Below are 15240 nucleotides of genomic sequence, written 5' to 3' on the forward strand. Positions count from 1 at the left end.
TCATAATTTTAACCTTTACGGGAAATGTAATTGAAAACTATCACTTGTTTGTTGCTCATAATGGGGACAATGTTTGTCGCATTTCCAGCTCATTCAGACGCGGTTGTTGAGAAGTCACCTCTCATCATCGCGATGAGTAATGACAGTTATCCGTTTCAATTTATCGATGAAAACAATCAACCGAGTGGGCTTTTGGTCGATATTTGGACTCAATGGTCAAAACAAACCAATACTAGAGTGATTTTTAAGGCTTCTAATTGGGTCTATTCCGTCGATAGCGTCAAGCAGGCGACTGCAGATGTGCATATAGGCATGGCCAAAACGAGTACTAGAGAAACGATATTTACTTTTGCACCCGAGATTGCCAGTGTAAATAGCTTCCTTTATATCAATTATCAACTGCCTAAACCTGAAACATTAGCCCGTCTGCGTCCTTACAAAATTGGAGTGGTGAAAGGGGCTGCGCAAATAGAGATCTTAAAACAGCAAGAATCTAAGTTAACTTTTAGTTATTTCGACAGTCGTACCGAGTTACTTAAGGCGGTTGTAAACGAAGAGATCCTCGTGTTTGTGGGCTTAGAAGGTTTTTTACGAGAGAGTCAAATTAACAATGCGATATCGATAAAATTTCCGATAGAAAATCGCAAGCCTATCTCGGAGCTGTCTTTTTATCCTGCATTTAATAAAGCTAATCAGGCCTTGGCGGAAAAAGTGGCACAGGGGTTTGCCTCGATAAAACCTGAAATTCTCGAACAGTATACTCATCAATGGTTAGGTGAACAGCGTTATCAGAATGATATTGTTATCGCTATGCAAACCGGCGTCGGACCCTTTGCCGATATTGGGACTGATGGCTTGCCCCATGGGTTGTTGGTGGATATCTGGAAGTTATGGTCTGAGAAAACGGGGTTACCGATTCGATTTGTACCAGGGAGTATGAAACAGAGTATCGATAACGTAAAACGTGGTATTGCCGATGTGCAATTAGGTTATCCTGAGAGCGAGACAATGCAAACGGGCCTTAATCGTGCCCATACAATATACAGCGTAACTAGCCGTTTGTTTTCCTATCAAAAACCGTTACAAAGCCTTGAACAGTTAAAAGGTCAGGTGGTTGCTGTTTCGCCTACATCGCCTTATTTACAACAGCTTATTGATGCTCTTCCTGAAACCGATATTCGATACTTCAATTCAGTAGCTAGCATGATCGAAGCCGCTAAGCGTGGTGAAATTGCCGCATTCGTTGCCGCGGGAGCATGGACGCAACATTATCTGTTACTTAATCAGAATTGGGAACTGTTTCACCAATATGCCGAGCTTGAATTTCAAACTAACTTATATGTGTTAAATCGTAATGGTGATGTGGGTTTTGCTGAGCGTATCACCACGGGTTTCCTACAGATGTCGAATGTAGAGTTGGCCAGTATCGAGCGCAAGTGGATGTTAAATCCTGAAGACAGAATATATAACAACCAACAAATGCAGATTAACTTGACAGCAGAGCAGCAGCGTTTAGTTAGTGAAGTGGGGACTATCAAAGTGGGCTTTCTACGCAATTGGCACCCAATGGAGTTTGTAGAGGAGGGAGAATATGCTGGCATCAATAGTGATGTTATCGGCATTATCGGTAAAGAACTCGGTCTAAATATTGAGCCGGTAGCGTTTGATGAATGGCAACTTCTTCTTGACGCCCTTGTCTCCGGTGACGTCGACATGGCGGGCAGTGTTGCTATGACTCCTGAACGAAAATTCCAATTAGGTTTTTCCGACTCCTACTGGCCTTCACCTTGGGGGCTTGTAACGATATTAAATAGTGTGAGCATTTTCAGTTTAGATGAGCTGAGTGGACAGCGAATAGCGGTTATTGAAGGCTACCATATTATTGGTGAGCTAATGCGACAGTATCCAAGCCTGAAATTGATCTTAGTCCCCGATATTGATGCGGGCTTAAGTGCAGTTAGTCAGGGGCAAGCTGATGTATTTATCGATAAGGTCGTTAACCTTGGGAGTCATGTACGAGGTGGAAAGTTTTCCAGTTTGAAAATGTCTATGTTAGTAGACTTTGCCGAGCAGAGAAGCCATATCGGCGTACATAATAGTAAGAAAGCACTGTTGCCCTTGATTAATGCTGTACTGGCTAATATTGATCCCGCGAGGCAACAACAGATCCATCAAGAATGGGTGTCGCAGACGATTGAGTTTGGCCGTGAGGAGTATGAAACCAAGATCAAGATAGGTATTCTAGTCTTCGTTATTTTAAGTCTCATTATTGTTATCGGTGTACTGGCAAACCAGCGTTTGCGCAAAGAGGTTGCTAGACGCATTGATGCCGAGAATAGAATGGCACACTTTGCCAAACACGATTGCCTTACTCAGCTACCAAACCGTGCTTTGATTGATGACAGGATAGAGCAAGCAATATTATTACATAGCCGAGATACGGCACAGTTTGCAGTGATCTTCATCGACTTAGATGGTTTTAAGCCGGTTAATGATAAGTTTGGACATCATGCTGGCGATCAATTTTTGGTACATGTTAGCGAAGTGCTGGTGAAATGCATTCGTCGTTCGGATACTGTTGGGCGCTTAGGCGGTGATGAATTTGTCATTATTTTAAATAATATTAACAATCTTAAATCTGTTTATGATATTGCAGAAAACCTATTACATAGTCTCGCGCAACCCTTTATGATTAATGACCAACCTATGTCTGTATCTGCCAGTATTGGCATTGCAATATACCCAAAAGATGGGGATTGCATTGATACCTTATTAAAAACCGCGGATAGACAGATGTATCGTGCAAAAAATGCGGGCGGCGGGGCATATAGATGCGGCTAGTTTTGCTAAGATAGGCTGAACTAATTAATTTTTAATTGAAATTGATTGATAGTTAGCCGACTAATCGAGAAGTTATTTGGAAAACGGCAATATTTCTCTATAATGCCGCTTTTGTTTTATTTTGAACCAGATCCTCAAGCATCGCTTTGCGGAATAAAGGAAAGAGTTAAATGCGCAGTCATTATTGTGGAGACGTCAATAAGTCTCACGTAGGTCAAGAAGTGACCCTAGTGGGTTGGGTTAATCGCAGCCGAGATTTAGGCGGCGTTGTTTTTCTCGATCTTCGTGATAGAGAAGGTATCGTTCAGGTTGTTTATGATCCAGACCTTCCTGAAGTGTTTGATGTTGCAAGCACACTTCGCAGCGAATTTTGTGTTCAGATTAAAGGCCTTGTAAGAGCAAGACCTGACAGCCAAATTAACGCCGATATGCGTACTGGCGAGGTTGAGATTTTAGGTCTAGAGCTAACAATTTTGAACAGCTCTGCGCCATTGCCAATCAACATGGACAAAAACCAGCACAATACTGAAGAGCAGCGTCTTAAGTACCGTTACTTAGATCTACGTCGTCCAGAGATGGCAGATCGCATTGTTTTCCGCTCAAAAGTGACCAGTGCGGTAAGACGTTTCTTAGATGGCAACGGTTTCTTAGATATTGAAACGCCAATTCTGACTAAAGCGACACCAGAAGGTGCACGTGATTACCTAGTACCTAGCCGTACTTATAAAGGTCAGTTCTTTGCATTGCCACAATCACCACAACTGTTTAAGCAGTTGTTGATGATGTCTGGTTTTGACCGTTACTACCAAATCGTTAAGTGTTTCCGCGATGAAGACTTACGTGCTGACCGTCAGCCTGAATTTACTCAAATCGATATCGAAACGTCTTTCATGAGCTCTGATCAAGTGATGGCGAAGACTGAAGAGATGGTTCGTGGTTTATTCCAAGAGCTATTGAATGTTGATTTAGGTGAGTTTCCTAAGATGACATTCGAAGAAGCGATGCGTCGTTTCGGTTCTGATAAGCCTGATTTACGTAACCCGCTTGAGTTGATTGATGTTGCTGATATCGTTAAAGAAGTTGAGTTTGCAGTATTTAATGGCCCAGCAAACGATCCTGAAGGTCGTGTTGCAGTATTAAGCATTCCAGGTGGCGCTAAGCTGTCACGTAAACAGTTAGATGAATACGCAAAGTACGTCACTATCTATGGCGCGAAAGGCCTAGCTTGGATGAAGGTCAATGACCTTGATAAGGGCATGGAAGGCATTCAGTCTCCAGTACTTAAGTTCTTAAGCGAAGATGTTGTTAAGGCATTGCTTGAGCGCACTGGCGCACAAACTGGCGATCTAATTCTATTTGGTGCAGATAAAGCCAATATCGTTGCTGAATCGATGGGCGCACTGCGTTTAAAAGCGGGCGAAGACTTCGACTTGTTACAAGGCGAGTGGAAGCCACTTTGGGTTGTTGACTTCCCAATGTTTGAGCGCACATCTGATGGCGGCCTGCATGCAATGCACCATCCATTCACAGCGCCAAGCAACATGACACCAGAAGAGCTAGAAGCGAACCCAATCGCTGCTATTTCTGATGCATACGATATGGTATTAAACGGCTGTGAGTTAGGCGGTGGTTCTGTTCGTATTCACGATAGCAAAATGCAGTCAGCGGTATTTAGAATACTAGGCATTAATGACGAAGAAGCGACTGAGAAGTTTGGTTTCTTACTTGAAGCATTACGCTACGGTACGCCGCCGCATGCTGGTTTGGCCTTCGGCCTAGACCGTATCATCATGTTGATGACGGGTGCGAGTTCAATCCGTGACGTGATGGCGTTCCCTAAGACAACGACGGCAGCTTGTCCATTAACGAACGCACCAGGATTTGCAAATCCGGTACAACTAGCTGAACTTGGTGTCAGTGTTGTCGAAGCGGAAACTAAAGATTCTGAAACAAAAGACGCTGAATAATAAAGCGTAATAAGAGCCGAGTTAAGACTCGGCTTTTTTTTCGACTAATTGAACCCCATCAGTATGATAATTCCCCCTATACCCAAGTCACTTGCATAATAATATAGTTATTTCTTACTGTATTTCAGGTAGTTTGGGTATAAAAGGCATTTAGGAGAAAGATATGGCAGGACATAGTAAATGGGCCAATATTAAACATCGTAAAGCGGCTCAAGATGCAAAACGTGGCAAGGTGTTCACTAAGTTTATTCGAGAGCTCACAGTGGCCGCTCGAGAAGGTGGATCAGACCCAGATTCAAATCCACGTTTACGTGCTGCTATCGATAAATCCCTCTCTAATAACATGACTCGCGATACGGTTGAGCGCGCTATTAAGCGCGGTGCAGGTGAGCTAGACGGTCAAGTGTTAGAAACAATTATCTATGAAGGTTATGGTCCTGGCGGCACAGCGGTTCTGGTGGAAACCATGACTGACAATAAGAACCGCACCGTATCGGGTGTACGAAATGCATTTAGTAAGTCTGGTGGTAATTTAGGCACTGACGGCTCTGTAGCCTACCTTTTCGATAAAAAGGGCATCATCTCTTATGAAGGTATTGATGAAGACACGGTTATGGATGCCGCATTGGAAGCGGGCGCTGAAGATGTAGTGACCCATGAAGATGGCTCTATTGACGTGCTGACGTCGCCTGAAGATTTTGGTAGCGTTAAAGATGCACTCGATGCGGCAGGGTTAGAGTCTATTAATGCTGAAGTCACCATGGTTCCTTCGACAAAAGCGGATTTAGATGCGAGTACTGCGCCTAAATTCCTACGCTTAATCGACAACTTAGAAGATCATGATGACGTACAAGAAGTTTATCATAACGCAGAAATTTCTGACGAAGTGATGGAAGGTCTGGAATAAACCTTATATGGCAATAATTTTAGGGGTCGATCCGGGATCCCGGATCACTGGTTACGGCGTAATTAACTGCGTCGGCCGTCAACAGATCTACGTTGGAAGTGGTTGTATTCGAACAAGTTCTGATGAACTTCCTATTCGTTTGAAACAAATATTTGATGGATTGTCAGAGATTATTAGACAATACCAGCCAGACGAGTTTGCCATTGAGCGCGTGTTTATGGCAAAAAATGCCGATTCAGCGCTTAAACTCGGACAAGCTCGCGGCGCAGCTATCGTTGCAGCAACCGCAGCGAATTTACCGGTTGCAGAATACAGCGCGACTCAGATTAAAAGCGCGGTAGTCGGTACCGGCCGCGCGCAAAAAGCGCAAGTACAACACATGATTCAACAACTGCTTAAACTCCCCAGTGCGCCGCAAGCCGATGCTGCCGATGCGCTAGGGGTGGCTGTGTGTCATTATCATACTTGTCAAAGTTTGGCAGCCCTTGGCGGCAGAGCCAATGTAAGAACATATGGACGATATAAATGATAGGTCGTATTCGCGGATTATTAATAGAGAAGCAAGCACCTGAGGTGTTAGTTGACGTCTCTGGAGTGGGTTATGAAATTCAAATGCCACTCACTAGCTTTTATGAGCTACCGGAATTAGGTCAAGAAGCGGTTATCTATACACACTTTGTGGTGAGAGAAGATGCTCAATTGTTATATGGCTTTATTTCTAAACAGGAAAGAAGCTTATTTAGACTACTGATTAAAGCGAATGGCGTTGGACCAAAGCTGGGTTTGACAATTTTGTCGGGCATGACAGCCAGAGAGTTTGTCGCCTGTGTCGAGCGAGATGATATTGCAACCCTTGTAAAACTGCCAGGTGTGGGTAAGAAGACCGCAGAGCGTTTATTGGTTGAGATGCGTGATAAATTAAAGAGCCTGATGGAAGCATCAGTTGGCTCTGAGCGTGAGTTTATGCTGCAATCAAATTACACCGCGCCAGAAGCTGTCAACACGGCCGAAGAAGATGCGATTGCCGCGCTGTTATCATTAGGCTATAAGCCAGCTCAAGCGAGCAAAGCGGTTTCATCTGTTTATACCGATGGTATGAGCTCTGAAACCCTCATTAAATCCGCACTAAAATCGATGCTTTAAGGAAAATAGATGATTGAAGCTGACCGACTCATACATCCTCAGATCATAGACCGCGAAGAAGCAGAAGCTGTTGATCGCGCTATGCGTCCCAAGATGTTGGATGAGTATACTGGCCAAGATGATACTCGTGCACAATTAAAAATCTTTATCGAAGCGGCTCAAAAGCGCGGCGAAGCGTTAGATCATATGTTGATTTACGGTCCACCAGGTTTAGGTAAAACCACATTGGCGATGATTGTGGCCAATGAAATGGGTGTCAATATCAAGTCTACCTCTGGACCCGTGCTTGAAAAAGCAGGCGACTTAGCAGCATTGCTAACAAACCTTGAGCCAAATGATGTGTTATTTATTGATGAAATCCACCGTCTAAGCCCTGTAGTTGAAGAAATTCTATATCCTGCAATGGAAGACTATCAGCTGGATATCATGATTGGCGAAGGCCCTGCAGCGCGCTCAATTAAATTAGACTTACCGCCTTTTACTTTAGTTGGCGCAACGACACGAGCTGGGGCCTTAACCTCGCCGTTAAGAGCTCGATTTGGCATTCCGCTCAGGCTTGAATTTTATAACGTCAAAGATCTGTCCAGTATCGTGGCACGCTCAGCAAAAGTTATGGCGCTTGAAATCGATGACGAAGGCGCTGTCGAAATTGCGCGTCGATCTCGTGGTACGCCGCGGATCGCCAATCGCCTGCTTAGACGAGTTCGAGATTTTGCCGAGGTTAAGCACAGCGGTGATGTCACTAAAGTAATCGCAGAAGCGGCGCTGGATATGTTAGATGTCGATGCTGAAGGTTTTGACTATATGGATAGAAAGCTATTGCTAGCGATTATCGATAAATTTATGGGCGGTCCCGTTGGCTTAGACAACTTGGCTGCAGCCATTGGTGAAGAGCGAGAAACCATCGAAGATGTACTCGAGCCGTTTTTGATCCAGCAAGGCTTTATACAGAGAACCCCAAGAGGGCGTATCGCGACACCAAGAGCTTATAACCACTTTAATATCATTAAGCCAGATGCCTAAAGTTAGTTACAGTCTCTAACGGTATTTGGCTCAAACAATAGGCTTGCTCTGTTGTTAAATGTCTCAAGCCTAAACTGTAGCTTCTCGCTGTCATCTCTCTATGAGGAGTCAATGTTATTGCTCCTCAATATTTCAATTTCACGCTAATCTCTTCAAACCTTCAAACCTTCAAACCTTTTGTAAACCTCCCTGTTTTCTTCTAGTGCCGCTCTGTGAATAGCAGGCAAGTTGAGTTGTTATATTAATTTACATGCTGGTTGAGGTAGAGCATTTCGATACTGAACTGGAGCTGAGCACAAAGCTAGATTTCTAAGAAAAAATATGACCGACATCTAAGTAATTGCACTAAAACCCCGTTTCTTACTAAAGAATTGAGTGCGAAATTGTGATGCGCGTCACAATTTCGCACTTTGGCTTGGTTAATAAAAGGTTGCGCCCTTTTTGGTGTTTTGTACTGCTAACAGGTTGCTTTGTGGTGTGTAGCACTAACTTGTGCTGTTTGTCACAATGTAAGTTTAATGTATGAAGAATTAGCGTTACTTGTATTGCTATTTTTTTTAACAAAATATCGTAAATAGTTAATAAATTGCTTGATTGACGGCATAAACGTGAAATTGCAGTATCCCTATCAACGTCAGGAATAACAAATGACGTGCATATAATAATTAAGGTAGGGAGTATTACATAATGAACAGACCATCTAAATTGGCCACTGCGATTAAGTTTGGCTTAATCGCTTCGGTATCATCGACAGCAGTTTCAGTATCAAATACAGCTTTCGCTGAAGAAGTAGGTGCCGATGTAGAGCGTATTGCTGTTACTGGCTCCCGTATTCAACGTCAAGATATGGAAACGGCTTCGCCAGTAACTGTAATTGGCGCTAATGAAATTCGTGCTGAAGGTTTTACATCTGTAGATGAAATTCTGCAGGCTCAAACATCAATGGCGGGCGCCGCTGTTGGTTCAAGCACAAACAACGGTGCAGACGGTGTTGCACAGGTTGACCTTCGCGGTATGGGATCGCAACGTACGCTAGTACTACTAAATGGCCGTCGTATGGTTAACTCGGGTTCGGGTGCCGATAGTGCTGTTGATCTTAACTCAATCCCAGTTGCTATGATTGCCCGTGTTGAGATCTTAAAAGATGGCGCATCTGCTGTTTATGGTTCTGATGCAATTGCTGGTGTAGTGAACATCATCACCAAGAAAGATTTTGAAGGTTTCCAAGTTGACCTTACTGGTGGCATGACCGATAAAAGTGACGGCGAAAACGGCGAGATCAGTGCGCTTTACGGTTTCAATACTGATACAGGCAACTATACATTTGGTGCAGCCTATTCAGAGCGTCGCGGCGTAGTTCAGTCGGATCGTGACTGGACTGATCAAGGTAATAGCTCGTTTACACCACAAGGTGGCATTGTTGGCGATGGAGAAGTTAAAAATTACGACCCAGCAACAGGTGAATGGGTTTCTCAAACAGAAGGCTATGATTTTACCCAAGATAGCTTCTATCAAACACCAAGTAAGCGTTACAGCTTATTTGCTAACATGACCCAAGAGCTAGGTGATGATATCGTTCTAACAGGTGATATTCTTTACACTAAGCGTAAGTCACACCAGCAATTAGCTGCTCAGCCAGCGAATTTACAACTTAACGTTTGTGGTGCAGGCTACGAACATGAAGGAACAAGCCAAGATCCAGGCTGTGTCACCCTAACTGACGCTATGACTGCTGGTGGAATTGTTGCTGATGACAAAGGTGAAATTAACTACAGAAAGCGTATGAACGACGTAGGACCACGTGTCTATACTCAAGATACGGATACATGGCGTGTATCTGCTGGTCTTGAAGGTTCATTAGATATCAATACGGGTATGAACTGGGATGCGTCATACACCTATGGTAATAACAAGGCTAAAACCGCGGTTGAGAACTCAATCAACGGTAGCATAATGACGCAACAAATCTATCTTGCAGATCAGCCAGGTGTTGTGAACCCATGGTTCAGTGGCGATATGAGTCAAGAGTCTCTAGATGCAGTGAGCTATACAGAGGACGCTGATGGTGGTAACGAGCAGCACGTCTTTTCTGCGGGTCTTAACGGTGAGCTATTTGATTTAGATGCGGGCGCAGTGGCATTTGCAATCGGTGCAGAGTACCGTTATGAAAGCGGTTATTACACACCAGATCAAGTTGTACAAGATGGAGAAAGTACATCGGCGCAGCAAGACCCAACAGATGGTAGCTACAATGTAATCTCAGTATTCCAAGAAGTGAGTGTACCGTTTACCGATAGGCTTACGGGTGAATTCGCGCTACGTTTTGATGATTACTCAACATTTGGTAATGCATCAACTTGGAAAATTGGTTTAACCTATGAAGCGACTGACGACTTAATGCTCCGTACCGTTGCCGCAACCGGTTTCCGCGCTCCAAGTGTGAGTGAACTTTACGGCGGCGATTCTGGTTCGTTCGATTTCTTAGACGATCCGTGGGAGCAAGAACAAGATCCGCAGATCTTAGTTAACCGAACTTCAGATGATGATCTAAAGCCTGAAGAATCAGAGTCTTACACTGCTGGTCTTGTATACTCGCCAAGCTATGTTGATGGTTTGTCGCTAACAGTTGACTACTGGCGCTTTAAAGTGAAAAACGCGATTACGCGCCTTGATACGCAGGCAGGCCTTAATCAATGCCATGATTATCAAACGCAAGGGATCGGCGATGGTAGTGCATGTGAAACATTCAACATTGGTGCAAATGGTGATTTGTCTAACTTGACTAACTCACTGACTAACGTTGGTTTCCAAGATACTAGCGGTATTGACTTTAACCTAGCGTACAACTTTGAAGCGTTGAACCTTGATTGGGTTATCAGCAACGATACCACTTACTTGCTGAACTTTGAGCAAGACGGTAAAGATTATACTGGCACTATCGATGGTAACTTTGGTGCATACGCACAAGTGCGTAATAACTTCAGCATTAAAGCCAGCCAAGATGATTGGAGCGTAATGTATTTCAACCGTTACATTGGCGAAATGGAAGATCATTACACTAAGAAAGTTGACGGTAATACGGTTGCGGTAGTTGATGATGTAAGTTCAGTGCTTTACCACAACATCTCGGCTTCTTACTTCATCAACGATGCTTGGATGCTTACGGCTGGTGTTAAGAACTTTACTGATGAAGAGCCATCAAAGGTATCTAACGGCAGTGACGGCGGTACTGTACCGGAAGTTTACGACACAATCGGTCGTACTTACTTTGCTGGTGTAACCATGAACTTCTAAATAGCTATCGCTATTTAATCTAAAAAAAGCGCCGAAAGGCGCTTTTTTTATTATTGGATGAAAAGAACTAAAACTTAGCCTAAGCCTTTTTCGGCAGAACTCATCTGGATAAATTCAATTTTGTAGCCATCAGGATCTTCCACAAAGGCGATTTCGGTGCTGCCGCCTGCGACAGGGCCTGCAGGGCGGATCACTTTACCACCCGCTGCAGCGATAGCATCACAGCGCGCATAGATATCCTCTTCGCCAATAGCGATATGACCAAAGGCGTTACCGTGATCATAACACTCTGTGCCCCAGTTATAGGTCAGTTCAATCACCGCGCTTCCCGTTGATTCTTCGTCGTAGCCAACAAAAGCTAGGGTGTATTGATATTCGCTGTTTTCGCTTTGTCTAAGTAGCTTCATGCCTAAGACTTTAGTGTAAAACTCGATACTGCGTTCAAGATTGCCAACGCGGAGCATGGTATGTAATAGTTGTGCCATGATAAATATCCAAGTGATAGGGTAACAGATGGCTGAAGTATATCGAAATTATGGATGATAGATACACTTTGCAAAAATTGAGCGAGATCAATTTATTTAGTCCAGCATGGATCACAAAATGTTTAAATTTGTCTGAGAAAGTCGCACTTTTCTTATACTATTAGCTCAGTATTTTAAGGAGAACACTATGCAAACCGAACTGAAAATGTCACTGGGTCTTACTGCAATAATTGCTGCGTTTTTAACTGTTTTCTTCATCTGTATGTACTAATACCAATTGGTATAAGCATAGGGATAGCAAAAAGCCGCTAATAGCGGCTTTTTTGTGTTTGTCACTCTATCTCACTCTCACTCTAGCTCAGTCTAGAACCGCTAATGTTACTCTGCGTCAGCCTAGATTTGTTTAAGCTAAGCGGGTTACTCCTCAGGGTAGATTTTATCCTTGAATTCACATAGATCTTCGATGATACAACTCCCGCAGCGAGGTTTTCGCGCGATACAGGTATAACGACCATGCAAGATAAGCCAGTGATGCACATCGACCTTAAACTCAGCAGGAACCACCTTTAACAGCTTCTTTTCCACTTCAACGACATTCTTACCGATAGCAAACTTAGTTCGATTACAAACCCTATCAATATGGGTGTCTACAGCGATGGTAGGCCAACCAAAAGCAGTATTGAGTACCACGTTTGCCGTTTTTCTGCCAACTCCAGGAAGCGACTCAAGCGCCTCTCTGTCTTCAGGCACTTCGCCGTTATATTTTTCGACTAAGATCTCACAGGCTTTGACTACATTTATGGCCTTGTTGTTATACAGGCCAATGGTCTTGATATAAGGCTTTAAACCTTCAACACCTAAGGCTGCAATCGCTTGTGCCGTGTTGGCGACCGGAAAGAGTTTATCGGTCGCCTTATTGACACTGACATCAGTTGCCTGCGCGGATAATGTTACTGCAACCAGCAGCTCAAATGGGCTCGAGAAGTTGAGTTCAGTTTCTGGATGAGGATTGTTTTCTCTCAACCTTTCCAGAATTAAGCGGCGTTTTTCAGCGTTCATTGTCCATTATCCGTACTAATTGTTGTTATTGTCTCATTTGTCAGTGTCGTCGTTACTATCTACTAGCTCACGCTAGTTTTATAACGCCGCTTATTATATCAATACACGTTATATCAAGGGCTAATTAACTTTGGTGATCCGAGCTCTAGTAGGGGCTTCTTGCTCTGTTTTAGGTTGCTTAGATGCCAAGTGTTGATCAATGACATTCTTAAGCGCAATCAGCAGACCCATACCAATAAAGGCGCCTGGTGGTAGCATGGCTAACAAGAAATTAGTATCAACTTGCCAGAGTTGAATGGTTAATGACTTAGCCCATTCACCGAGTAGCTGTTCAGCGCCATAAAATAATGTGCCTTGACCTAATATTTCTCTCGTTGCGCCTAAAATTGATAAAACTAATGTAAAACCTAAGCCCATCATCAGCCCGTCAAAGGCTGATTTGGTCACATTATTGCGAGACGCAAAAGCCTCAGCACGACCGATTATCACACAGTTTGTGACGATAAGTGGTAAGAAAATACCAAGCGATAGGTATAGTCCATAAGCGTAAGCGTTGATAAGTAGCTGTACCGTTGTCACAAGCGCAGCGATGATCATCACAAACACCGGGATACGGATCTCTTTAGGTACAAAGTCACGAACGAGTGACACCAAGATGTTGGAGCCAATCAATACCAACATGGTCGCGAGGCCTAGACCTAAGGCGTTGGTTAAGGTTGCGGTAACCGCAAGCAGAGGGCACAGCCCTAGAAGCTGTACAAGTCCGGGGTTATTTTTCCAAAGACCTTGTTTGGCTAGCTCTTTATAATCACTCATTTTGCAACCTCGCAATTGGCAGGTGTCGATAACAGTTGTGCCTTGTTAGCATTAAAAAAGCTAACGGCATTTTTCACTGCTTTTACATATGCCCGTGGCGTTATCGTTGCACCAGTAAATTGGTCGATGTCACCGCCATCTTTTTTAACGTTCCAGCGCTTGTCTTTATCTGATAGTAAAAACAGCCCATCGAATGAACGTACCCAGTCAGACTTTTTAAGCTCAATTTTGTCACCAAGCCCAGGTGTTTCTTGGTGGGCGAGTGTACGTACACCTAGTACTTCTCCTGTATCACTAATGCCGATAATGATTCGAATATTACCGTTATAGCCATCGGGGGCGATGGCTTCAATCGCGATCGCGACACCTTTATCATTTTTAGTCGCGATATAGGCGGGCAGGGCATCGTTTGACCCTAAAAATTCAACCGAGTGTAGCAAAATGCAATGCGCAGTTAACTCATTATCGTGGATCTCATCTGGAACTATTTGGTGCAATACACGTGCAAGTTCAATTTTTTCCTGCTGCTTGATTTTTTCAAAGGTAAATGTGTTTACTACAGCCACAAGTCCAGTACATAAAAGTGCAAATAGACCGAGTAACAAACCATTCTTTAACATAGATTTTTTCAAAGTAAACTCTCTTTATACTCAGTTGCCAGTACGGTGTCCATAGGTGCGAGGCTTGACATAGTAGTCAATAAACGGCGCACAAAGGTTAGCCAGTAGCACGGCAAAAGCAAAAGCATCTGGGTAGCCGCCAAAGGTTCGAATAACATAGACAAGCACGCCAATAATCGCACCGAAAATGAGTCGGCCACGAACACTTGTCGCTGCAGTGACAGGATCGGTTGCAATAAAAAATGCCGCAATCATGGTCGCACCAGAAAACAGCTGCATCAATGGACCAACATGAGTGTCGGGACTTAACAGGTAACCAAAACTGCTACAGATAAAGAGTGAGCCTAAAATAGCCGCACTGATGTGCCAACGGATGACTTTTAGTTTTAGCATCACTAAACCGCCAGCCAGATAGGCCATATTGACCCAGAACCAACCGACCCCAAAGCCGTTAGAGAATATTGATTTCCCTAAGCTTTCGGTCATGGTTAAACCTAGCGCTAGATCTGTTTTTGCTGTATCCAGTGGTGTCGCCATCGCGATACCGTCAAAGCCGAGTTTATACAGATTTAACTGCTCAGCTGTCATCGAGCCGAAAATGGCCTGTAGCGTTAAGCCAATATCCATTGGATTTTGGGCAATAGCCGTTGGGATGGACCAACTTGTCATCTGTACTGGAAACGAGATAAGCAGCATAACGTAGGCTGCCATGGCTGGGTTGAAAATATTTTGCCCAAGGCCACCATAGAGCTGTTTAACAAGAACAATCGCAAACAAAGTGCCGATAACAACTAACCACCAAGGTGCAATAGGTGGAATTGCAACACCAATTAATACAGCGGTTAATACTGCACTATTATCACTGATTGTCGGTAATATGGCTCTTTTACGCAGCGCTAAAACTGCAGATTCGGCAGCGAGTGCGACGATGATTGCCAACGTGACTTGGATTAATACGCCCCAACCAAAGAAATAGCATTGGGTCGCAATACCAGGTAATGCACATAAAATCACTCGGCGCATGACGGTTTGGGTTTGTAGTTGCACCTTTAAATGAGGTGATGAGGCTAACTTAAACGCCATGG

General features: G+C 43.8%; 12 protein-coding genes. 7 read left to right on the forward strand and 5 right to left on the reverse strand.

Annotated features, from left to right (window positions below):
• Window positions 1–30 precede the first annotated feature (30 nt).
• The 7 genes from SHAL_RS09935 (at window position 31) to SHAL_RS09965 (ending at window position 11175) form a co-directional block, all read left to right on the forward strand.
• Window positions 31–2841, forward strand: coding sequence for a diguanylate cyclase domain-containing protein (locus SHAL_RS09935; RefSeq protein WP_041415958.1), 2811 nt, complete (start codon window positions 31–33; stop codon window positions 2839–2841).
• 170 nt (window positions 2842–3011) lie between these two features.
• The gene (gene aspS / locus SHAL_RS09940) at window positions 3012–4808 is read left to right on the forward strand and encodes an aspartate--tRNA ligase (protein ID WP_012277015.1); all 1797 of its coding nucleotides are present in this window, start codon (window positions 3012–3014) and stop codon (window positions 4806–4808) included.
• Between the two features lie 163 nt (window positions 4809–4971).
• Window positions 4972–5715 (forward strand): YebC/PmpR family DNA-binding transcriptional regulator, encoded by a 744-nt coding sequence (locus SHAL_RS09945; protein ID WP_012277016.1) that lies wholly within the window; start codon window positions 4972–4974, stop codon window positions 5713–5715.
• Window positions 5716–5722: 7 nt separating this feature from the next.
• Window positions 5723–6244: a crossover junction endodeoxyribonuclease RuvC gene (gene ruvC / locus SHAL_RS09950; protein ID WP_012277017.1), complete on the forward strand. Its 522-nt coding sequence runs from the start codon at window positions 5723–5725 to the stop codon at window positions 6242–6244.
• On the forward strand, window positions 6241–6858 hold the full coding sequence (gene ruvA / locus SHAL_RS09955; RefSeq protein ID WP_012277018.1) for a Holliday junction branch migration protein RuvA: 618 nt from the start codon (window positions 6241–6243) through the stop codon (window positions 6856–6858). The genes ruvC and ruvA overlap by 4 nt, the downstream gene beginning before the upstream one ends.
• A 9-nt stretch (window positions 6859–6867) precedes the next feature.
• Window positions 6868–7881: a Holliday junction branch migration DNA helicase RuvB gene (gene ruvB, locus SHAL_RS09960; RefSeq protein ID WP_012277019.1), complete on the forward strand. Its 1014-nt coding sequence runs from the start codon at window positions 6868–6870 to the stop codon at window positions 7879–7881.
• A 687-nt stretch (window positions 7882–8568) separates the two neighbouring features.
• Complete coding sequence (locus SHAL_RS09965; protein ID WP_012277020.1) at window positions 8569–11175, forward strand: TonB-dependent receptor; 2607 nt, start codon at window positions 8569–8571, stop codon at window positions 11173–11175.
• A 74-nt stretch (window positions 11176–11249) separates the two neighbouring features.
• Here SHAL_RS09965 and gloA read toward each other — a convergent pair whose 3' ends face one another.
• From gloA to rsxD, 5 genes are all read right to left on the reverse strand, one after another.
• Window positions 11250–11660, reverse strand: coding sequence for a lactoylglutathione lyase (gene gloA, locus SHAL_RS09970; protein ID WP_012277021.1), 411 nt, complete (start codon window positions 11658–11660; stop codon window positions 11250–11252).
• Window positions 11661–12077: 417 nt separating this feature from the next.
• Entirely contained in the window at window positions 12078–12719 is a 642-nt protein-coding gene (gene nth / locus SHAL_RS09975) for an endonuclease III (RefSeq protein ID WP_012277022.1), read from the reverse strand.
• A 120-nt stretch (window positions 12720–12839) separates the two neighbouring features.
• On the reverse strand, window positions 12840–13535 hold the full coding sequence (locus SHAL_RS09980) for an electron transport complex subunit E (RefSeq protein ID WP_012277023.1): 696 nt from the start codon (window positions 13533–13535) through the stop codon (window positions 12840–12842).
• A complete protein-coding gene (gene rsxG / locus SHAL_RS09985; protein WP_190273630.1) occupies window positions 13532–14167 on the reverse strand; it encodes an electron transport complex subunit RsxG in 636 nt (211 codons plus the stop codon). Before rsxG ends, SHAL_RS09980 begins: the two co-directional genes overlap by 4 nt.
• Before the next feature lie 18 nt (window positions 14168–14185).
• Complete coding sequence (gene rsxD, locus SHAL_RS09990) at window positions 14186–15238, reverse strand: electron transport complex subunit RsxD (protein ID WP_012277025.1); 1053 nt, start codon at window positions 15236–15238, stop codon at window positions 14186–14188.
• Between the last annotated feature and the right edge of the window lie 2 nt (window positions 15239–15240).

The organism is Shewanella halifaxensis HAW-EB4 (genome assembly GCF_000019185.1).
GTDB lineage: Bacteria > Pseudomonadota > Gammaproteobacteria > Enterobacterales > Shewanellaceae > Shewanella > Shewanella halifaxensis.